Below are 19,872 nucleotides of genomic sequence, written 5' to 3' on the forward strand. Positions count from 1 at the left end.
GTCGGGACCGCTTCTTCGTGTGGCGCCGGAGATCAGGCCATCGTCATCTCGCGGGTGCGGTGCGCCATCCGGTGCGCGACCCACGCGGCGATGCCGATGAAGCCGAGGATCGCGGCGCCGAAGAGCCAGGGCAGGAGCGTCGGGGTGAGGCTCGACGTGCCGGAGGCGAGCTGTCCCGTGCCCTCCGCGATCTGCGCGTTGCCGTCGGCGAGCGAGACCGCGCCGGCGAAGAGCTCATCCGACCCGTCGGCGAGCTGCGTGGAGCCCTCCGAGAGCGACGTGGCCCCCGCCGACAGGTCTCCGAGGCCGTCGGCGAGGCTGCCGGCTCCCGTCGAGATCTTCTGCGTGCCCTCGGCCAGCGAACCCGCGCCCTCGGCGAGGGTCCCCGCACCCGTGGACAGGTTCTGCGCACCCGACATGAGTCGCAGCGAACCGGCGCTCAGGGTCTGCGTCCCCGCGTTGAGGGTCTGGAGGCCCGCGGAGAGCTCGCCCGCCTTGCCGGCGAGCGTTGCGCCGCCGCTGGTGAGTTCACCCGACCGTGCCTTCAACGTCGCGAGGCCCGCGGCGAGCTCGCCCGCACCGCCGTCGAGCTGGCCGAGCCCGGTCACGAGTCCTCCGGACCTCGTCGACGCGGTTCCCACCCCGCCGGCCAGTTCGCCGGACTTCGTGGTGAGGAGGCCGAGTCCACTCGCGAGATCGCCCGACTTCGTGGACAGCGTGTTCAGAGCGCCGGAGAGGCTTGTGGCCGCGGTGTCGAGCCGGCCGGCGCCGCCTGCCACGACCGCGATTCCGTCCTTGAGTGCGGCAGCGCCCGCGTTCACCGTGGCGGCACCGTCGCGCGCGCCTTCGGCACCGGTCCTGAGTGTCTGTGCACCCGCGCTCACCTCATCGGCGCCCGCGCCAACGTGGCCGGCGTTGGCGGCGAGCCCCCGCAGCTGGGCGACGATCGCCGGATCGGCGGCCGCGCCTTCGAGCGCATCGGCATAGTCGGCGAGGCCCTTCTGCAACGCGGCGACCCCGCCCGCGACCTGCGCGGTGCCGGCGGCGACGTTCTGAGCCCCCGTGGCCAGCGCCGTGGTCCCTGCGGCGAGTGTCGCTGTACCCGTGGCGAGCTGCGCTGCGCCGGTGGAGACCGTGGCCGCGCCGGTGCTCAGGCTCTTCACGCCGGCGGACAGCTGCGCACCGCCGGCGGCGGCCTGGCCGATGCCGGCCGAGAGCTGTGAGGCACTGCTGGACGCGTTGCCGATGCCGCCGTTCAGTGCCTGGGCGCCGGTGGCGAGCTGGCCGAGACCGTCCGAGAGCTGGACGGCGCCGGCGTTCGCTGCCGCGGCACCGCCGTCGAGACGCGCCGCGCCGGCGTCGAGCTTGTCGATACCCGCCTTGGCGTCATTGATGCCGGACGACAGTCGACCAGCGCCGTCGGCGAGCAGGCCCGCGCCACTGGCCGCCGTCGTCGCGCCCGCGTTGAGCTTCACCGCGCCGTCGCGTGCCGTCACCGTGCCGTCGGCGAGCGTCACTGCGCCGGCCGCGAGGGTGTCCGCACCGGTCGAGAGCGCCTGCGCTCCGGCGGCCGCGCTGTCGGCCCCCGCGGAGAGCTCGGTCGCGCCGGATGCCGCCGACGCGGCGCCGGCATCCAGCTTCGCCGCTCCCGCCGACAGATCGTCGGCGCCGTCGGCGAGCGACTTCGCGCCGTCGGACAGATCGCCCGAGCCGTTCGCGGCCAGGGTCGCGCCGCTGTCGAGCTGTGCGGCTCCGTCCGACAGCTTGGCTGCCGTGAGGAAGTACATGGTCGTCATCGCGGCCAGCAGGATGCTGAGCACGATCACGGTGACGCGCATACCCATGCCATGGGTGTGGGTGCCGGTTCTCGTCATTGAGGACTCCGTTGTCTCGCGCCTGCATCGTCGCAGGCGTGGTGGGGTCTCTCCCCGGAGGGATCGGGGTGAGGCGAACCGAACGTAACAGCGGCCGATGAGCAAAATCTCATACGCGCGATGACTCTGCTGTATGAGACCAAGTTTCACGACTGCTGACCCTCAGTGTCTTAGAGGATCTCTACAATCCCCTGCTGTGTGCGCGCATGTGGCACCTGGGGCACCCTCAGGCGCCCGGCCTTGCCTTTGTGTTGTTTTGTGTTGTAATATGTGGCTAATCCGAGGAGGGGTGATGTACGCAACGGAGCGGCAGCAGATGATCGAAGAGCTCGTCAGTAGCGCCGGCCGCGTCGCGGTGGTCGATCTTGCGCGCCGATTCGGGGTGACCACGGAGACCGTGCGCCGCGATCTCGGACAGCTTGAGGCGGTCGGTTCGGTGCGGCGCGTGCATGGTGGGGCTGTTGCTCTTTCCCGGGTCAGCACGGTGGAGTCGTCGGTCGCGGAGCGTAGTGAGCGTCGTCGTGAGGCGAAGGTGTCGATCGCACGCCGCGCTCTGGAGGCTCTTCCCTCGGGTTTCGACGGGTCGATCTACCTCGACGCGGGCACAACGACCGCGGCGCTGGCGCAACTCCTGATCGAGCGGGGCCCAGCCCACCGCCCGCTCGAGGTGGTGACCCACTCGATGACGATCGCGCATGTGCTGGCGGGGTCCGCCGGGCTGAGCCTGACCGCGATCGGTGGACGCGTCCGCGGGCTGACCGCGGCGGCCGTCGGGTCGCACACCGTCGATGCGATCTCCCGTCTGCGTCCCGACATCGCCTTCATCGGGACGAACGGACTCTCGGCGGCGTTCGGCCTGTCCACGCCGGATCCTGATGAGGCCGCCGTGAAGCGCGCGATCGTTGCCGCATCCCGACGCTGCGTCGTGCTGGCAGACGCCGACAAGCTCGAGGCGGAGCTTCTCGTCTCCTTCGCGCGTCTCGATGATGCGGACGTGCTGGTGACCGACGGCTCACTGTCCCGCTCGCTCGCGGACGCCGTCGACGCGGCCGACATGGAGGTATGGCAGGCATGATCGTCACTTTGACCGTGAATCCGGCGCTCGATCGGGCGGTCACACTCTCGGGACCACTGCGTCCCGGAGAAGTGCAGACCGCGCGCAGCACGCGAGAAGATGCGGGCGGCAAAGGAATCAACGTCACGCGCGTGATCGCCGCCGCCGGCGGCGAGACGCTCGCCGTCCTGCCGCTCGATGATGAGGACCCATTCGCGGCGGCGTTGCGCGCGGCGCATGTGCCGTCGCTTGCCGTGGCTGTCCACGGTGCTGCCCGCGCGAACCTCACGATCGCCGATGGCGAGGGGACGACGACCAAGATCAATCTTCCGGGTGTCGCCCGCACCGACGCCGATGCAGACGCACTCATCGCCGCCGTCGTCAGCGCAACGGCAGCGGCCTCGTGGCTGGTGCTCGCAGGCTCACTGCCACCCGGCCTGCCGGATGACTTCTACGTCCGTGTGATCGACGCGGTCCGAGCCGCTCACGTTCCGGCGCCGCTCGTGGCGGTCGACGCGTCCGGTCCGGCGCTTCACGCCGTTGTGGCGCGTGCCCGTCCCGATCTCATCAAGCCGAACGACGAAGAGCTGGCGGAACTGGCCGGGGTCGAGTTGGACGCCGACCGTGACCTCGCCGACGCGGTCCATGCCATTGCGCGCACGCTCGTTCCGACGCACGTCGGCGCCGCCTTCATCACGCTCGGGTCGCAGGGCGCTGTGCTCGTGACCGCGGATGGTGCGTGGCACGGCACACCGCCGCCGACCCGCGTGCGCAGCACGGTGGGAGCCGGCGACAGCTCGCTCGCCGGCTTCCTGCTCGCCCGCGTGGCCGGAGCCGATGCCGCGGAGTGCGTCCGCACCGGCATCCGATTCGGGTCGGCTGCCGCATCTCTCCCCGGCACGCAGGCTCCGACTCCGGACGATCTCCTCCCCGGAGACGTGCCCGTGCGATCCCTCACCCCCTGAACACCATCCATCCACAAGAACACGACCACTGGAGGTCACCGTGTCTGACATCATCACCTCGGGGCTCGTCAGCCTCGACGAATCTCTCGGCCCGGACAAGCGCGCCGTCATCGAGGCCCTCGCCGCTCGCGTGGCATCCGCCGGACGGGCCAGCGACGCCGCTGCCCTCGCCGCCGACGCCTGGGCACGCGAGCAGAAGGACGAAACCGGACTCCCGGGCGGGATCGCGATTCCGCACGCCAAGAGTCCTGCGGTTCTCGAGGCGACGCTCGCCTTCGCGCGCCTGACCCCGGGGGTCGATTTCGGCGCCGATGACGGCCCCGCCGACCTGGTATTCCTCATCGCGGCGCCCGATACCGCCGCCGAAGAGCACCTCGCGGTGCTTTCGCGGCTCGCCCGCAGCTTCATGCGGGATGACTTCACGACGGGACTGCGATCTGCGGCGACCCCGCAGGAGGTCGTGGACCTCGTGATCGCCGCGGTCAGCGAGACCCCTGCGACGGCCGCGCCCGCGGTCGCGAGCGCCCCGGTTCCGGCTGATTCCGCTGTGTTCATCGACGGCCGACCAGCGCGCATCGTCGCCGTGACCGCGTGCGCGACGGGTATCGCGCACACCTTCATGGCCGCCGACGCCCTCACCGCTCAAGGCGCCAAGGACGGAATCGACCTGGTTGTCGAGCCACAGGGCTCGAGCGGGTACAAAGCGATCGATCAGAAGATCATCGACGACGCGGATGCTGTCATCTTCGCCGTCGATGTCGACGTGCGCGAACCGCAGCGCTTCGCCGGCAAGCCTGTCATCCGATCCGGGGTCAAGCGCGGCATCGAGCAGCCGGCTCAGTTGGTCGCCGAGGCCGTCGCGGCCGCGAAGAATCCGAATGCCGCCCGTGTCAGCGGGGCTGCAGCCGTAACCTCCGACAACGCAGGTCCGAGCAGTACGTCCCTGGGTGGAAGCATCAAACGGTCGCTGCTGACGGGTGTGAGCTACATGATCCCGTTCGTCGCCGGTGGCGGTTTGCTCATCGCTCTGGGCTTCCTGCTCGGCGGCTACGAGATCGCGTTCTCCGTCGACGACATCCTCGCGTCATCGACGATCTGGAATCTCGGCGACACGTCGCTCATCGTCTACCTCGGTGCGGTGCTGTTCAAGATCGGTTCGCTCTCGTTCAGCTTCCTCGTACCGGCCCTCGCGGGGTACATCGCCTACGGTCTCGCGGACCGTCCGGGTATCGCCCCCGGGTTCGTGGCGGGCGCGGTGGCAGGCTTCATGAACGCCGGGTTCCTCGGCGGTATCGTCGGTGGTCTTCTCGCCGGGATCGCCGCGCGCTGGCTGAACTCGCTCGATGTTCCGCGGTGGCTGCGGGGTCTCATGCCGGTCGTGATCATTCCGCTGCTCGCATCGATCTTCGCGTCGGGGCTCCTCCTCCTGGTGCTCGGCGGCCCGATCGCGTGGCTCATGACGGTCCTCAACGATTGGCTTTCCGGTCTCACCGGTGTCGGCGTCATCATCCTCGGTGTCGTCCTTGGCCTCATGATGTGCTTCGACCTCGGCGGCCCGGTCAACAAGGTCGCCTACGGTTTCGCCACGGCGAACCTCGCCGCCGGCATCGCCGGGGACGAACGCTACCTGCAGATCATGGCGGCGGTCATGGCCGCCGGAATGGTCCCGCCGCTGGCGATGGCGCTGGCATCCACCGTTCTCGGGCGGGGCCTGTTCACCGAACCGGAGAGGGAGAACGGCAAAGCTGCGTGGTTGCTCGGTGCGGCCTTCATCACGGAAGGGGCGATTCCGTTCGCTGCAGCCGATGTCCTCCGGGTGATCCCCGCGATGATGTTCGGTGGGGCGGTCACGGGCGCCCTGTCCATGGCGTTCGCGGTCACCAGCAAGGCGCCGCACGGCGGCATCTTCGTCTTCTTCGCCATCGACAGCTTCTGGCTGTGGCTGGTCGCGATTGCGGCGGGAACCGTCGTGTCGGCCTTCAGCGTCGTCGCTTTGAAGCGGTTCGCCCGCCGCGGACCCGCCGCGAACGAGGGTATTTCCGGCGCCGAAACGGTACCGCCGGTCGCCGCCACGGCATAGTCTCGAAAGACACGATCTAGGAGGATCCCATGGCAGAACGCCAGGCCACAGTCGCCAGCAGCTCGGGCCTGCATGCCCGCCCCGCGAAGCTTTTCGTCCAGGCGGTCCAGCAGACCGGTGTGCCCGTTACGATCGCCACCGAAGGTGGACCAGATCAGAACGCCGGCAGCATCCTGACCCTCATGGGTCTCGGCGCCACGCAGGGCACGGTCGTCACGCTCAAGGCCGAGGGCGAGGGTGCCGAAGAGGCACTCGATACGCTCGTCGAGTTCCTCGAGACAGATCACGACGCGCAGGTCTGATTCCTCGCAGCATGACGGATGCCGCATCCCCGCACAGCGCTCGGGATGCGGCATCCGTCTGTTCTAGAGGTCGGTGCTCTCGTCCGGATCGAGGACCACGAACTCGCCGCCGCCCTGCTCGACCGCCCACTGCAGGCGGGCTCGGCCCATGTCCAGTCCGACTCGCGACAAGGTCATGTCGTGCGTGGCGAAGGCACGCCGCGGCGCGATAGCGAGAACGAAGTCCATCGCATCGCCGATTTTCAGCCACGGCGCGCCGACCGGTGCGGCCAACAGATCGACGGTGGCGGCACCGGGCAGGGCGTACGAATCCCCGGGATAGTAGAACGCGCCGTTCACAAGAACGCCGACGTTGTCGATGACCGGGATCGACTCATGGATGACGTTGTGACGTCCCCCGAAGAAGCTCACGGTGAAGGGCCCTGCCGTGACGGTCTCTCCCGCCTCGACGACGTGGATATCCTCGCCCGCCGCAGCAGCAGCGACACCCGCCGGCCCGTACACCGGAATCTCCGGGAACTGCTGGCGGATCCGTGACAGGTGTTCCGGAGTCCAGTGATCGGGATGCTCGTGGGTGATGACGACGGCCACCACATTCCGGAGTTCGGCCAGGGGGAGAGTGAAGGATCCCGGATCGATGAGAAGAGTCCGACCCTCGAGCTCGAGACGGAGGCAGGCGTGTTCGTGCTTTGTGACGCGCATGCCCCTCAGTCAACGCCGCGCACCACCGTGCGGCAAGACTCTCGGGCCGATTTTGCCGAGACCGGGAGAGCATGGCATAATCGAACGGTTGCCTTCGGAGCTTTCGAAGGAAAGGGCCCCATCGTATAGCGGCCTAGTACGCCGCCCTCTCACGGCGGTAACGCGGGTTCGAATCCCGCTGGGGTCACAACAGGAAAAAGCCTCGACCGAACGGTCGAGGCTTTTTCCGTATCCCGATGACGTCGAGGAGCAGGGGAGGACCGCATGGCGCCCCGCCCAGACGCCGGTATCGACGTCGTCGTCGTCGGCGCTGGGCCCAACGGGCTCGCGGCCGCCGTCACTGCGGCGCGCGCCGGGCTGCGTGTGCGGGTATACGAGCGGGCCGCCTGGCCCGGCGGCAGCGCCGCGACGCGCGAGCTGACGCTCCCGGGGTTTCACCACGATGTGGGTGCCGCGATCCACCCGCTGGCGTTCATGTCCGCGTTCTTCCGCGAATTCGGCCTGCGTGATCGCGTGCGCTTCGTCACACCAGACGTGTCGTTCGCGCAGCCGCTCAGCGCTGGCCGCTCCGCGATCGCCTACCGCGACCTCGATCGGACAGCCGCCGGGCTCGGCCGAGATGGACGTGCCTATGCTCGGCTCCTGCGCCCCCTCGTCGATCGCGCCGTCAGCGTTGCGGATATCACGGGTGGATCGCTCCTCCGCGTCCCCGTTGACCCGGTCGCGGCCGCCGTTCTCTCCGCGCGTGCGCTCGAGCAGGGGAGCGGTGCGTGGGGCATCCGGTTCCGGGGTGACGCGGCGCCGGCGCTGCTGACCGGAGCGAGCGCGCACTCACTGCTGCGCCACCCCGGCGTCGCCGCCGCAGGGGCGGGGCTCGTGCTGTCCACCTACGCGCACGCCGAAGGATGGCCGGTGCCGATCGGGGGAAGCGGCGCCATCGTCGCGGCGATGGTCGCCGATCTCGAGGAGCACGGTGGTGAGATCGTGACCGACCATGAGGTCACGGGCCTCGCGGCGCTCCCGCGCGCACGCGCGACGCTGCTCGATGTCACCCCGCGCGCCTTCGCCCGGTGGGCGGGGCCGCTCCTGCCGACGCCGTACCGGCGCGCGATGGAGAGGTTCCGCTACGGGGCGGGTGTCGCCAAAGTCGACTTCGCCCTCAGCGAGCCGGTGCCCTGGGCCGATGCGGAACTCCGCAGGGCCGGCACCGTGCACCTCGGGGGCACGCGCGCGGACATGATCGCGGCCGAGCATGCGGTGCTCGCGGGCACGCATCCGGAGCGCCCGTACGTTCTCGCCGCGCAGCCGTCCGTGTTCGACGCGACGCGCGCGCCCGAAGGCCGGCACACGCTGTGGACCTACACGCACGTTCCCGCCGGGAGTTCGCGAGACCGCCGGGAGGCGGTGATCTCTCAGATCGAGAGATTCGCTCCGCACTTCCGCGACACGATCCTCGCGGTGTCCGCGCGCACCGCGCGGCAGATGGCGGATCTCAACCCGAACCTCGTCGGCGGAGACATCTCCGGCGGTGCGCCGACGCTCGCCCAGCTTGTCGGCCGCCCGGTTCTCCGTGCCGATCCGTGGCGGACACCGATCCCGGGGATCTATCTCGCCTCGGCGTCGACGTCGCCCGGACCGGGAGTCCACGGCCTCGCCGGCTGGCACGCTGCGCGAAGCGCACTGCGCCGTGAGTTCGGCATCCGCACGGCGCCCGATCTGTCACCGCGGGCCTGACCGCGATGATCAGTCCTCAGCGGCTGTGTGCTTCGGCGCGCTCGAACGCCGTGCGCGCACGACGCGACGCACCGCCCAGATGAGGGTGCCGGCGACAGCGGCCACCGCGAGCCAGGGGAGGAGGAACCCGATCGCGATGACGATCCCGTTCAGCGTCGCCGCGAGCCCCGACCAGCCGGCCGCGACCCCGTCGCCGAAGCCCGCCGGGTCGGCGGTCACGGCGGGGGCCGGCTCGACGAGGGTGATCATGACGCTCGCCATGTCGACCTGGCCCTCGAGCCACGTCAGTTGTTGACGCAGTGAGTCGAGCTCCGATTGGCGTTGCGAGAGAGCCGACTCCGCAGCAATCAGGTCGGCGGTCGATGCGCTCTCCGCCAGGAGTTCGGTGAGCCGGGCGACCGAGCCTTCCAGCGCTGCGACCCGCGCACGGAGGTCGACGGCTTCGGTCGTGACGTCACGTCGATCGATCTGCGAAGAGGTGAGCGTTCCGAGTTCTCCGAGACCCGACAGCGTCGCGGTGAGCTGGTCGGACGGCACCCGCACGGTGATCCACGTGCCGGTCGGCAGGGGGGCGTACATGTCCGTCGTGGCGAGCGGGGCCACCGGCGCGGACGAGCCGATGCTCATCGTTTCGACGTAGCCCCCGGCGAGCACAGCTGCCTCACCGATCGACGTCGCTACCTCGGCGGCATCGTCGACCTCGACCGTCGCGGACGCGGACACCGCGATCTCTCGCTCCGTGTCCGAGACGCCGGCTTCCGTGCGCGCGGCGCCGCCGCTGGCGTCGGTGAGCGGCGCTCCGCCCATCTCCGCGCCGGATGCCGGGGCCACCGCGGCTGAGTCTGCCGACCCGGCAAAGCCCGACGGTCCCGGAATGCCGGAGAGCACCTGCGGGGCGATGATCGCCGCGACGGCGACGACCGCGGCGGCGGCGGCGCCGCCCATCCACCATCGTCCACGGCGGACCGCCCGGACGCGCGCGCGCTCCAGACGCGCCCGCTCGTCGCGGCGCTCCATAGCGATCTGGCTGAAGAGCGCCGTCTCCATCTCTTCGACACGTGCATCGCTCAACGCGGGCAGTGTCACCTCGTCGGTGTTCATGTCCCCTCCGGTTCGATCGTGTTCCGCAGGTGAGTGCGGATGCGGGACAGACGATTGCGGACGACACCGTGGCTCACACCGAGCCGGTCGGCGGCCGCCTGGTACGCGTATCCATCGGCGGCGCACAGACGGAAGATCTTCTGATCGAGCAGACCGAGTGTTCCCACCTCCTGCAGAATGCGTTCCACGAGAGCCGCGTCGATGACCTGGGATTCCACGTCCACGACCGCCGGTAGCGTCTCGTCGGCCGCCGGCGTCAGGTGCGCGCGGTCACGTTGCTGGCGGCGGATGCGGTTGGCGCACTGGAACCGGCAGATCGTCACGAGCCAGGGGAGCAGCGAGTCACCGACGAGGTCGAGTTCCGGCAGTTTCCGCCATGCAGCCAAGAACGTCTCTTGCGCGACATCTTCGGCATCCGTGCGTGACCCCAGGAGACCATGCGCGAGCCAAAACACCGGCCGTACATAGGCGCGGTACAGCTGGCGGAAGGCATGGTCGCTCCCCGCCGCTGCGGCGGCGACCAGTTCTGCATCGCCGTGCGTCACGGTCTCAGCCATCGTGTCCTTGTCGTCTGGGAGAGCGACCCCTCCTGGGAGAAGAGTGTCGGTCGCGCGGTGATCGTCTCAGATGGACGGTACCGCGTGGCGGGGACTGTATTCTTGTGCGAGCGAGAGGGAGTATCCCGTCCTCGCGCGTCCGTCAGTACGGGCCTTGCAGTCGAGGCTCCGGGCGCGCGCCGCGCTCACGCGGGGGAGAGACTTTCGACGTTCTTCCACCCCTCCGAAAGGCCCACATGGACCTCCCTGTCTGGTTCGAGGTCGGCTCGCTCGTCGTGCTGACGCTCATCCTCATCGCCGATTTGCTGCTGATCCTCAAGCGTCCGCACATTCCGTCGACCCGCGAATCGACCCTGTGGGTCGTGTTCTACGTCACGCTGGCGCTGATCTTCGCGGGGTTGATGTGGTACTTCGCCGGCGGTGAGTACGCGGGTCAGTTCATTGCAGGCTGGCTGACGGAGTACAGCCTGTCGATCGACAACCTGTTCGTGTTCGTCCTGATCATGAGCCAATTCTCGGTCCCGCGCCGCTACCAGCAGGAGGTGCTGATGGTGGGCATCATCATCGCGCTGATCCTGCGTGGCCTGTTCATCCTCGCGGGCGCGGCGATCATCGAGCAGTTCAGCTGGGTGTTCTACATCTTCGGTGCGTTCCTGGTCTTCACCGCGTGGCGCCAGGCGTTCCCCGGCGGGGACCACGACTCCGACGTGAAGCAGGAGAGCTTCATCGTTCGCCTCCTGCGCCGCACGATCGACATCTCCGACGAGTACGACGGAGCGAAGGTGCGCACCGTGGTGAACGGCAAGAAGATGTTCACTCCGATGATCATCGTCTTCGCCGCGATCGGCATGACCGATCTGCTGTTCGCGCTCGACTCGATCCCGGCGATTTTCGGCATCACCCAGAGCCCGTTCATCGTCTTCACCGCGAACCTGTTCGCGCTGATGGGTCTGCGACAGCTGTACTTCCTGCTGGGGGACCTGCTCGACCGTCTCAAGTATCTGCACTACGGCATCGCGTTCATCCTCGCGTTCATCGGTGTGAAGCTCGTCTTCCACGCGATGCACGAGAACGAACTGCCCTTCATCAACGGCGGCGAGCACATCGAGTGGGCTCCGGAGATCTCCACCTGGACGTCGCTGGGCGTCATCATCGTCTCGATGATCGTCGCGACCGTCGCGAGCCTCATCGCGTCCTCGCGGGAGCGGAAGGCAGCTCCCGTCACCGCCGGCCGCATCGACGCCGAAGCCGCACCGGAGCAGACTCCGGTCACCGCTGCCGAGAAGGTCGCCGACGAGAAGGGCACGCCGCCGACCGTCGAGCAGCCCCCCACCGACGCGCGCTGAGCTCGCCGTCAGCCGCTCCGCGCGGCGCACGAACGCCGCAGAATGTTGCGAACTCCGCACCGGATGGCCGTATCCGGTGCGGAGTTCGCGCATTTCTGCGGAGATCGTGAGGCTCCCGGGGTGGTGTCGGGCGGATGTCGGGCACCCCGCGCGCCGGGTGTAACCGCACGGGTGTCCATGCGGCGGTGGTAATGTGAGCGTCGTGCGGATCGCTCGACTTCTCCTTAGCGGCCGCGACGAGATCTCGCTCTGAGCCCACTCTCGTCGCGGAGTCCTTCGCGGGCACATCCGACGTCGACAAGAACGAGACATCATGAGCACTCCTATTTCCGAGCATCCGCGCACCTTGGCCGAGAAGGTCTGGGACGACCACCTCGTCGTCAAGGGTGAGGACGGTCAGCCCGACCTCATCTACATCGACCTGCACCTGGTGCACGAGGTCACGAGCCCCCAAGCTTTCGACGGTCTCCGCGCGGAAGGTCGCCCGTTGCGCCGCGTCGATCTGACGATCGCGACCGAGGACCACAACACGCCTACCCTCGCGATCGACAAGCCGATCGCCGATCTCACCAGCCGTACCCAGATCGAGACGCTCCGCCGCAACGCGGAGGAGTTCGGGGTGCGCCTGCACTCGCTGGGCGACAAAGAGCAGGGGATCGTGCACGTCGTGGGGCCCCAGTTGGGTCTCACGATGCCGGGCATCACGGTGGTCTGCGGCGACTCGCACACCTCGACCCACGGCGCATTCGGCGCCATGGCGTTCGGGATCGGGACGAGCGAGGTGGAGCACGTCATGGCGACCCAGACGCTGCCCCTCAAGCCCTTCAAGACGATGGCGATCACGGTCGAGGGCGAGCTTGCCCCCGGCGTGAGCGCGAAAGACATCATCCTCGCGATCATCGCCAAGATCGGGGCGAACGGCGGTCAAGGTTACGTGCTCGAATTCCGCGGCTCTGCCATCCGGTCCCTCTCGATGGAGGGTCGCATGACGATCTGCAACATGGCGATCGAAGCCGGCGCCCGCGCCGGCATGATCGCTCCCGATGAGACGACGTTCGCGTACGTCAAGGACAAGCCGCACGCCCCGCAGGGCGCGGACTGGGATGAAGCGGTCGCCTATTGGCGGACCCTGCCCTCCGATGACGGTGCCGTGTACGATGCCGAGGTCTTCCTCGACGCGGGCGCCCTCGAGCCCTTCGTCACGTGGGGCACGAATCCCGGTCAGGGCGTATCGCTGAGCGACGTCGTCCCCGACCCGGCATCCTTCGCCGACCCGAACGAGCGCGCGGCGGCCGAGCGGGCGTTGGAGTACATGGATCTGACGGCCGGTACGCCGATGAAGCAGGTTCCGGTGGATGCCGTGTTCATGGGATCGTGCACGAACAGCCGTATCGAGGACCTCCGCCAATTCGCGTCGATCGTCGAAGGTCGCACCAAGGCCGACGGCGTTCGCGTCATGGTCGTCCCCGGCTCCGCGCGCGTGCGCCTGGAAGCCGAAGCCGAGGGCCTGGACAAGGTGTTCACCGACTTCGGTGCCGAGTGGCGTTTCGCGGGGTGTTCGATGTGTCTCGGGATGAACCCCGATCAGCTCGCGCCCGGTGAGCGGTGCGCGTCGACGAGCAACCGGAACTTCGAGGGGCGCCAGGGCAAGGGCGGCCGCACGCATCTCGTATCGCCGCTCGTCGCTGCCGCGACGGCCGTGCTCGGCCACCTGGCGAGTCCGAGCGATGTGCCCGCGATCGAGCGAGTGGAGGCCTGACATGGAGAAGTTCCACACCCACACCGGGATCGCCGCGCCGTTGACACGCTCGGCGGTCGACACGGATCAGATCATCCCGGCCGTCTACCTCAAGCGGGTCACGAAGACGGGCTTCGACGACGCGTTGTTCGCGAACTGGCGCCAGGATCCCGAATTCATCCTCAACCAGGCTGCCTACCAGGGCGCGTCGATTTTGGTCGCCGGGCCCGACTTCGGCACCGGCTCCAGTCGCGAGCACGCCGTCTGGGCGCTCCGCGATTTCGGCTTCCACGTCGTGCTGAGTCCGAAGTTCGCCGACATCTTCCGCGGCAACGCGGGCAAGCAGGGTCTGGTGACGGGTGTCGTGACCGAGGCAGACATCGAGGCGATCTGGGCAGCAATCCAGGCGCAACCGGGCATCTCGATGACGGTGGACCTGCAGGAGCGCACCGCCGTCATCGGCGACCTCCGAGTGGCTTTCGAGATCGACGATTACACTAGGTGGCGGCTCCTCGAAGGGCTCGATGACATCGGGCTCACGCTGCGCAACGAGGACAAGATCGCGCAGTTCGAGGCGCGCCGTGAGGCGTGGCGACCACGGACGATCCCCGTTCCGTAGCCCGGAGCACGCCCCACACCCCGGGGCGTCGCTGTCTGCATCCTCGAGAAACAAGTGAGGTTCCCTCGATGAATACCCTTCTCAGCCAGTCGGCATCGTCCCAGCCCGGCTCGGGCGGCAACGTATCGCCCGGTCAAGCGCTCACGATCCGCGGCGGACGCCCGCTCTCGGGCCGCGTCGAGGTCAAGGGGGCGAAGAACCTCGCCACAAAGGCGATGGTGGCCGCTCTTCTCGGCGAGACCGAGAGCGTGTTGCGCGACGTACCGGACATCAGCGATGTGCACGTCGTGCGCTCGTTGCTCGAGGTGCACGGTGTGACCGTGCAAGACGACGGCGACGGCGTGCTCCGGCTCGACCCGCGCGGCGCCGTGTCCGCTCACTTCGAGGAGATCGACGCGCACGCGGGGGCCTCCCGCATCCCGATCCTGTTCTGCGGCCCGTTGCTGCACCTGCTGGGTCAGGCCTTCATCCCGGACCTCGGTGGATGCCGGATCGGCGATCGACCGATCGACTTCCACCTCGATGCCTTGCGTGCGTTCGGAGCCACGGTCGAAAAGCTCCCGAGTGGGATCCGCCTGTCGGCGCCGGCAGAAGGCTTGACGGGAGCGGACATCGAGCTTCCGTACCCGAGCGTCGGTGCCACTGAGCAGGTCCTCCTGACGGCCGTCCGCGCGAAAGGAACGACAGAACTGCGCAACGCCGCGATCGAGCCTGAGATCATGGACCTCATCGCCGTGCTGCAGAAGATGGGCGCGATCATCTCGTACGAGCCCAACCGGGTCATCTTCATCGAGGGAGTCGATTCGCTGCGTGGCTACGATCACCGCTGCATCTTCGACCGCAACGAGGCCGCATCGTGGGCGTGCGCGGCGCTCGCCACGGACGGGGACATCTTCGTCGGCGGCGCGAAGCAGCAGGAAATGCTGACATTCCTCAACGTCTTCCGCAAGGCGGGCGGAGACTTCGACATCGCGGAGGATGGCATCCGTTTCCGCCGCGGCGGAGCGCTGAAGCCGGTCGTCGTCGAGACCGACGTACACCCCGGCTTCATGACCGACTGGCAGCAACCGCTCATCGTGGCCCTCACGCAGGCCGAGGGCACCTCGGTCGTCCACGAGACGGTGTACGAGAACCGGCTGGGCTTCACGCGTGCGCTCGTGCAGATGGGCGCGGACATCGTGGTCCACCCGGAGGGGATCGCCAGCGACGACCGCCGTGTTCCGCGCCGCGCGCTCGAGCAAGCGGCCGTCATCAACGGACCGACGCCGTTGCACGCCGCGGACGTCGTGGTCCCCGACCTCCGCGGCGGGTACTCGTACGTCATCGCGGCACTCGCGGCCGAGGGCACGTCGACGGTCCGCAACGTCGACATCATCCGCCGCGGCTACGAGAAGTTCCTCGACAAGCTCACCGACGTCGGCGCCGACTTCGACGTCGTCGGGTGAGTGGAGTGTCGAAGTCCCCTCGTCGGCAGATTTCGCCCGAGAAGTCGCGGCCGACGGTGTTTTGGCCGCTCGCGGCCATCGCGATCCCTGTGACCGGGTGGTTCGCCAAGATCGAGATCACGGGCCAGGAACACCTTCCGGTCGAGGGTCCCTATGTGCTCGCCCCGAATCATTACAGCGAGTTCGACCCGCTGGTTCTTGCCGTGGCGACCTGGCGCCTCGGGCGGGCGCCACGGTTCATGGCCAAAGAGAGCCTCTTCCGCGTGCCGGTCCTGGGCTGGGCGTTGCGCGCCACCGGCATGGTCCCGGTCGCACGATCGTCCTCGGCCGCAGCGGCCAAACAGACGCTCGAGCAGTCCGAAAGCCTGGTCGAGCACGGACGCGGGGTCATCGTGTATCCCGAGGGCACCCTCACGCGCGATCCCGACATGTGGCCCATGCGCGGCAAGACCGGCGCGGTGCGTCTTGCGATCGCCGGCGATATACCGGTGATCCCGGTGGCGACCTGGGGCGTCGATCAGATCATGCCGCGGTACGGGAAGCTCAGCTTCTGGCCGCCCCGAAAGCGCGTGCAGGTGCGCCTCGGACCCGCGAGCGATCTGTCCGCTTTCCGAGGGGCTTCGGGATCCGCCAAGCTCGTCGCCGCGACCGACGTGGTCATGGCCGATGTGGCTGCGCTCCTCGGAGAACTCCGCGGACTCACCCCGCCCGCCGAGCGCTGGAACCCCGCCGCGCACGGACAGAGAGAGACGGGACGCCTTGAACCGTAGAGTCGATTCCGCACTGCCGCGGGTCGCCGTCATCGGCGCGGGAAGCTGGGGCACGACGTTCGGCAAGGTCCTCGCCGACGGCGGAGCCCACGTCGTGATGTGGGCGCGCCGGTCTGAGCTTGCCCAGGAGATCCAGGAGGGCAAGCGCAACAGCGAATACCTCCCGGGGATCAACCTCCCGCGCACGATGTCGGCGACGACGCACCTGTCCGAAGCGCTCGACGGAGCCAGCCAGATTTACCTGGCGATTTCCAGTCAAGCCCTTCGGCAGAATCTCAAGGCCGTACGGCCCCTCGTCGCCCAGACGGATGCACCGATCATCTCGCTGATGAAGGGGGTGGAAAAGCGCACCGGTCTGCGCATGAGCCAGGTCATCGAGCAGGAGTTGCACTGCGACCCCTCGCGCATCGCGGTCGCCTCGGGTCCGAACCTCGCGCTCGAGATTGCGCGTGAGCAGCCGACGGCCGCGGTCATCTCATCGACGAGCCGCGAGACCGCAGAAGCTGTCGCGCTTCGCTCCCGAAACGCCTACTTCCGCACGTTCGTCAACACCGACGTCATCGGCACCGAGTTCGGCGGTGTGTTGAAGAACCTGATCGCCGTTGCGATCGGCATCGTCGACGGAGTCGGCTACGGCGAGAACACGAAGGCATCCATCATCACGCGTGGACTCGTCGAGATGACGGACTTCGCGGTCGCGCAGGGGGCTCAGCCCGAAACGCTGCAAGGGCTCGCGGGACTCGGCGATCTCATCGCGACCTGCCAGTCCCCGCTCAGCCGCAACAACACCGCCGGCCGCCTGCTCGGACAGGGTTACAGCTTTCAGGATGTCGTCAAGCAGATGAACCAGACGGCCGAGGGGCTCGCGTCGGTCGCGCCGATCCTGCAGCTCGCCCGCGAGGCGGGTGTGCAGATGCCCATCGTCGAGCAAGTGAAGATGGTGCTGGACGGCACCATGAATCCGCGTGATATCGCTCCGCACCTGACGACGGACGACAAGCCCAAGGGTGAGAGGACCCAGCATGGACAAGACGGCAGTGGCGGTGCTTTTCGGCGGTCGCTCCAGCGAACACTCGATCAGTTCCGCAACGGCCGGGGGCGTGCTGCGCGCGATTGATCGCGAGCGGTTCGACGTGATCCCCATCGGGATCACGCGTGACGGCGCCTTCATCCTGGAAGACGACGATCCCGACAAATTCGCGCTCGCTCCGGGCACCCTGCCCGACGTGCGCGACAACGGCACGCGGATCATCTGGCCGGATTCCGCGAGCTCCCGCGAGCTGAAGGTGGTGGATGCCGACGGCACCCGCTCGCTCGGCAACATCGATGTCGTGTTCCCCATTTTGCACGGGCGCTTCGGAGAGGACGGCACGATCCAGGGCTTCCTGGAGCTGCTGGATCTGCCCTACGTCGGTGCGGGGCTGCTGATGTCGGCGATCGGGATGGACAAGAACACGACGAAGAACATCCTGCGTTCGGCGGGGGTTCCGGTCGTCCCGTGGGTCACCGTGACCGAGCGGGACCTCGCGCGTGACCGCGAACTGTGGGAGCGACGCATCCACGCGCTCGGACTTCCGGCCTTCGTGAAGCCGGCTCGAGCGGGATCGAGCGTCGGCGTCTCGAAAGTCTCGGACTGGAGCGAGCTCGACGCCGCACTGGGCACGGCATTCGCCGAAGACCGGACCGTTCTCGTCGAACAGGCCGTGACCGGACGAGAGGTGGAATGCGGAGTCCTCGCCGGCCGGGACGGCGGTGCGCCCCGAGTCAGCGTCGCGGGCGAAATCGTGATCACGGGCCGTGACTTCTACGATTTCGAGGCCAAGTACCAGGGCGCCGCCGGGATCGATCTCGTCTGCCCGGCGGAGCTTGCCCCCGGCGAACTCGCCGAGATGCAGCGGATTGCGGCGCGCGCTTTCGAGGCGGTCGGCGGTGAAGGGCTTGCCCGGGTCGACTTCTTCTTCACCGGGACCGAGTTCTTCGTCAACGAGGTCAACACGATGCCCGGGTTCACCCCGATCTCGATGTTCCCGACGTGCTGGATCGCCTCGGGGATGTCGTACGAGAACCTGCTCAGTGAGCTGATCGATCTCGCCGAGGTGCGCTGAGGTCAGCCCGTGGGGCGCTCCGTGCAGACGCTGCCGTCCGCGGGAAGCTGCTGTACCGCTGTGCCGAGAGCGTCGAGCACCGTGCGGGCGCTCACCACGTCGTAGTCGAGATACACCTCGACGGCCGGGGTGCGCCCGAACGTCGTGAACCGATAGTTCGGCGCCTCGGAGTCGTCGATCAGCCAGTCCACGCCGCCGGCGCTCTGACACGGCAGGGTGGAAGGGCCCGGGGCGGCGACGCCACAGGTGAACAAGACCGAGGTCGGCGATCCCCACGCGCCGGTGGCCTGTGCATCGGTCCACCGACGGTCCTGGCCATCGACGCTGTCCGGGAGGCGCACGGTGACCGCCGCGCATCCCGGGTCGTTCGCCTCGGATGCCGGCTCCATCGCGACCGTCGTGGAGCAGCCGGTGAGGCTCGCCGCGAGGACGGCGGCGGCCAGGAGGGGCACGGTCGCGCGCAGTCGGAACACCTGACCAGGTTACCGTGGAGGCATGGAGACTGAGCGCGAGCCGACCGTGGGTGACCTGTCGGAGCGCGCGCTCCTCGCCCGGATCCTGGGCATCGTCGGCGCGGCCTCGCAGGCAGAGGTCGGTCCCGGTGACGATGCCGCCGTCCTCGCGGTACCCGGGGGGCGCGTCGTGCTCACGACCGACACGCTGGTACACGGACCCGATTTCCGCTTGGCCTGGTCGAGTGGTTACGACCTCGGGGTGAAGGCTGCGGCGGTGAACCTCGCCGATATCGCCGCGATGGGCGCGCGCCCGACGGCGTTGCTGGTGGCCCTGACGCTGCCCGAGACGCTCCCGGCCTCCTTCGTGGACGACCTTGCCCGTGGCCTGCGCGCCGCCTGCGACACCCTCGCGCCGGGCTGCGCGATCGAAGGGGGAGACCTCACGGCATCCGATACCCTCACCATCGCGGTCACGGCAGTGGGTGTGCTCGACGGCGTCGCGCCGGTGCTGCGGTCGGGGGCCCGGCCGGGCGACATCGTCGCGGTCGCGGGGGAGCTCGGCGCCGCCGCGCGAGGGCTGGCGATCCTGTTCGATCGCTTCCGGAAGCCCGACGGCAGCCCGCGACCGGTGGATGCCGGCCTCCTGACCGCGGCGGAGCGCTCAGACCTTGCCGCGCAGCTGCGCCCGCATCCCCCGATCGCCCTGGGGCCGATCGCTGCGCGCGCCGGGGCGAGCGCGCTCATGGACGTCTCGGATGGGCTCCTGCTCGATGCGACACGCCTGGCCGAGTCGTCGGGGGTCACGGTCGCCCTCGACGGGCCGCTGGACGATGCTGCGCTCCGAGGTGGCGAGGACCACGCGCTCTTGGCCTGCTTCCCGCCGACAGCGGTGATCCCGGAAGAGTTCGTGCGCGTCGGATCCGTCATCGCGGCGGGCGAGGCCGCCGTGACGGTGGGGGGAGTCGCTTCCTCCGGACGCGGCGGATGGGATCCCTACCGGGACTGGGACGCGCATCGCGGGTGAG

The 19,872-nt window shown here is 68.7% G+C and carries 18 protein-coding genes and 1 tRNA gene; 14 read left to right on the forward strand and 5 right to left on the reverse strand.

The features are described from left to right. Positions 1-32: 32 nt before the first annotated feature. On the reverse strand, positions 33-1,874 hold the full coding sequence (locus tag Q0653_RS01815) for a hypothetical protein (protein WP_298942189.1): 1,842 nt from the start codon (positions 1,872-1,874) through the stop codon (positions 33-35). Positions 1,875-2,166: 292 nt separating this feature from the next. Between Q0653_RS01815 and Q0653_RS01820 the strand changes: the two genes are divergently transcribed. From Q0653_RS01820 to Q0653_RS01835, 4 genes are read left to right on the forward strand one after another with little or no spacing between them, the layout of a single operon-like run. After that, a complete protein-coding gene (locus Q0653_RS01820; RefSeq protein WP_298942190.1) occupies positions 2,167-2,949 on the forward strand; it encodes a DeoR/GlpR family DNA-binding transcription regulator in 783 nt (260 codons plus the stop codon). Beyond that, positions 2,946-3,893: a 1-phosphofructokinase family hexose kinase gene (locus Q0653_RS01825; protein WP_298943092.1), complete on the forward strand. Its 948-nt coding sequence runs from the start codon at positions 2,946-2,948 to the stop codon at positions 3,891-3,893. The genes Q0653_RS01820 and Q0653_RS01825 overlap by 4 nt, the downstream gene beginning before the upstream one ends. 40 nt (positions 3,894-3,933) lie before the next feature. Further along, on the forward strand, positions 3,934-5,973 hold the full coding sequence (locus tag Q0653_RS01830; RefSeq protein ID WP_298942191.1) for a fructose-specific PTS transporter subunit EIIC: 2,040 nt from the start codon (positions 3,934-3,936) through the stop codon (positions 5,971-5,973). Positions 5,974-6,002: 29 nt separating this feature from the next. Beyond that, positions 6,003-6,275: an HPr family phosphocarrier protein gene (locus Q0653_RS01835; protein ID WP_298741499.1), complete on the forward strand. Its 273-nt coding sequence runs from the start codon at positions 6,003-6,005 to the stop codon at positions 6,273-6,275. A 63-nt stretch (positions 6,276-6,338) separates the two neighbouring features. Here the strand turns inward: Q0653_RS01835 and Q0653_RS01840 are convergent, their stop codons facing one another. Next, a complete protein-coding gene (locus Q0653_RS01840; protein WP_298741497.1) occupies positions 6,339-6,977 on the reverse strand; it encodes an MBL fold metallo-hydrolase in 639 nt (212 codons plus the stop codon). Between the two features lie 114 nt (positions 6,978-7,091). Between Q0653_RS01840 and Q0653_RS01845 the strand changes: the two genes are divergently transcribed. Both Q0653_RS01845 and Q0653_RS01850 read left to right on the forward strand, forming a co-directional pair. Next, a tRNA-Glu gene (locus Q0653_RS01845) sits at positions 7,092-7,164 on the forward strand. A 77-nt stretch (positions 7,165-7,241) separates the two neighbouring features. Then, positions 7,242-8,711 (forward strand): NAD(P)/FAD-dependent oxidoreductase, encoded by a 1,470-nt coding sequence (locus Q0653_RS01850; RefSeq protein ID WP_298942192.1) that lies wholly within the window; start codon positions 7,242-7,244, stop codon positions 8,709-8,711. Positions 8,712-8,720: 9 nt separating this feature from the next. Here the strand turns inward: Q0653_RS01850 and Q0653_RS01855 are convergent, their stop codons facing one another. Together Q0653_RS01855 and Q0653_RS01860 are read right to left on the reverse strand one after the other, a co-directional pair. Next, on the reverse strand, positions 8,721-9,812 hold the full coding sequence (locus Q0653_RS01855; protein WP_298942193.1) for a DUF4349 domain-containing protein: 1,092 nt from the start codon (positions 9,810-9,812) through the stop codon (positions 8,721-8,723). Continuing rightward, the gene (locus Q0653_RS01860; protein ID WP_298741491.1) at positions 9,809-10,369 is read right to left on the reverse strand and encodes a sigma-70 family RNA polymerase sigma factor; all 561 of its coding nucleotides are present in this window, start codon (positions 10,367-10,369) and stop codon (positions 9,809-9,811) included. The genes Q0653_RS01855 and Q0653_RS01860 overlap by 4 nt, the downstream gene beginning before the upstream one ends. Before the next feature lie 236 nt (positions 10,370-10,605). Here Q0653_RS01860 and Q0653_RS01865 point away from each other — a divergent pair, with 236 nt between their 5' ends. The 7 genes from Q0653_RS01865 (at position 10,606) to Q0653_RS01895 (ending at position 18,392) form a co-directional block, all read left to right on the forward strand. Continuing rightward, the gene (locus Q0653_RS01865) at positions 10,606-11,715 is read left to right on the forward strand and encodes a TerC family protein (protein WP_298741489.1); all 1,110 of its coding nucleotides are present in this window, start codon (positions 10,606-10,608) and stop codon (positions 11,713-11,715) included. 313 nt (positions 11,716-12,028) lie between these two features. Beyond that, positions 12,029-13,474: a 3-isopropylmalate dehydratase large subunit gene (gene leuC / locus Q0653_RS01870; RefSeq protein ID WP_298741487.1), complete on the forward strand. Its 1,446-nt coding sequence runs from the start codon at positions 12,029-12,031 to the stop codon at positions 13,472-13,474. A gap of 1 nt (position 13,475) precedes the next feature. Then, positions 13,476-14,072 carry a 3-isopropylmalate dehydratase small subunit gene (gene leuD / locus Q0653_RS01875; RefSeq protein ID WP_298741485.1) on the forward strand — a complete coding sequence of 199 codons (597 nt, stop codon included), beginning with the start codon at positions 13,476-13,478 and terminating at the stop codon, positions 14,070-14,072. 68 nt (positions 14,073-14,140) lie between these two features. Beyond that, positions 14,141-15,517: a UDP-N-acetylglucosamine 1-carboxyvinyltransferase gene (gene murA / locus Q0653_RS01880; protein WP_298741483.1), complete on the forward strand. Its 1,377-nt coding sequence runs from the start codon at positions 14,141-14,143 to the stop codon at positions 15,515-15,517. 5 nt (positions 15,518-15,522) lie between these two features. Then, positions 15,523-16,287 (forward strand): lysophospholipid acyltransferase family protein, encoded by a 765-nt coding sequence (locus tag Q0653_RS01885; RefSeq protein WP_298942197.1) that lies wholly within the window; start codon positions 15,523-15,525, stop codon positions 16,285-16,287. Next, on the forward strand, positions 16,277-17,404 hold the full coding sequence (locus Q0653_RS01890; protein WP_298942198.1) for an NAD(P)H-dependent glycerol-3-phosphate dehydrogenase: 1,128 nt from the start codon (positions 16,277-16,279) through the stop codon (positions 17,402-17,404). Before Q0653_RS01885 ends, Q0653_RS01890 begins: the two co-directional genes overlap by 11 nt. Continuing rightward, on the forward strand, positions 17,310-18,392 hold the full coding sequence (locus Q0653_RS01895) for a D-alanine--D-alanine ligase family protein (RefSeq protein ID WP_298942200.1): 1,083 nt from the start codon (positions 17,310-17,312) through the stop codon (positions 18,390-18,392). Before Q0653_RS01890 ends, Q0653_RS01895 begins: the two co-directional genes overlap by 95 nt. Positions 18,393-18,394: 2 nt before the next feature. On the opposite strand, the gene Q0653_RS01900 is transcribed toward Q0653_RS01895, so the two are convergent. Continuing rightward, positions 18,395-18,865, reverse strand: coding sequence for a DUF3515 family protein (locus Q0653_RS01900; RefSeq protein ID WP_298741477.1), 471 nt, complete (start codon positions 18,863-18,865; stop codon positions 18,395-18,397). Positions 18,866-18,887: 22 nt separating this feature from the next. Here Q0653_RS01900 and thiL point away from each other — a divergent pair, with 22 nt between their 5' ends. Beyond that, positions 18,888-19,871, forward strand: a complete 984-nt coding sequence (gene thiL, locus Q0653_RS01905; RefSeq protein ID WP_298741475.1) for a thiamine-phosphate kinase — start codon at positions 18,888-18,890, stop codon at positions 19,869-19,871. Position 19,872 lies beyond the last annotated feature (1 nt).

The organism is uncultured Microbacterium sp., from assembly GCF_947488465.1.
In the GTDB taxonomy this organism is placed as follows: Bacteria; Actinomycetota; Actinomycetes; order Actinomycetales; family Microbacteriaceae; genus Microbacterium.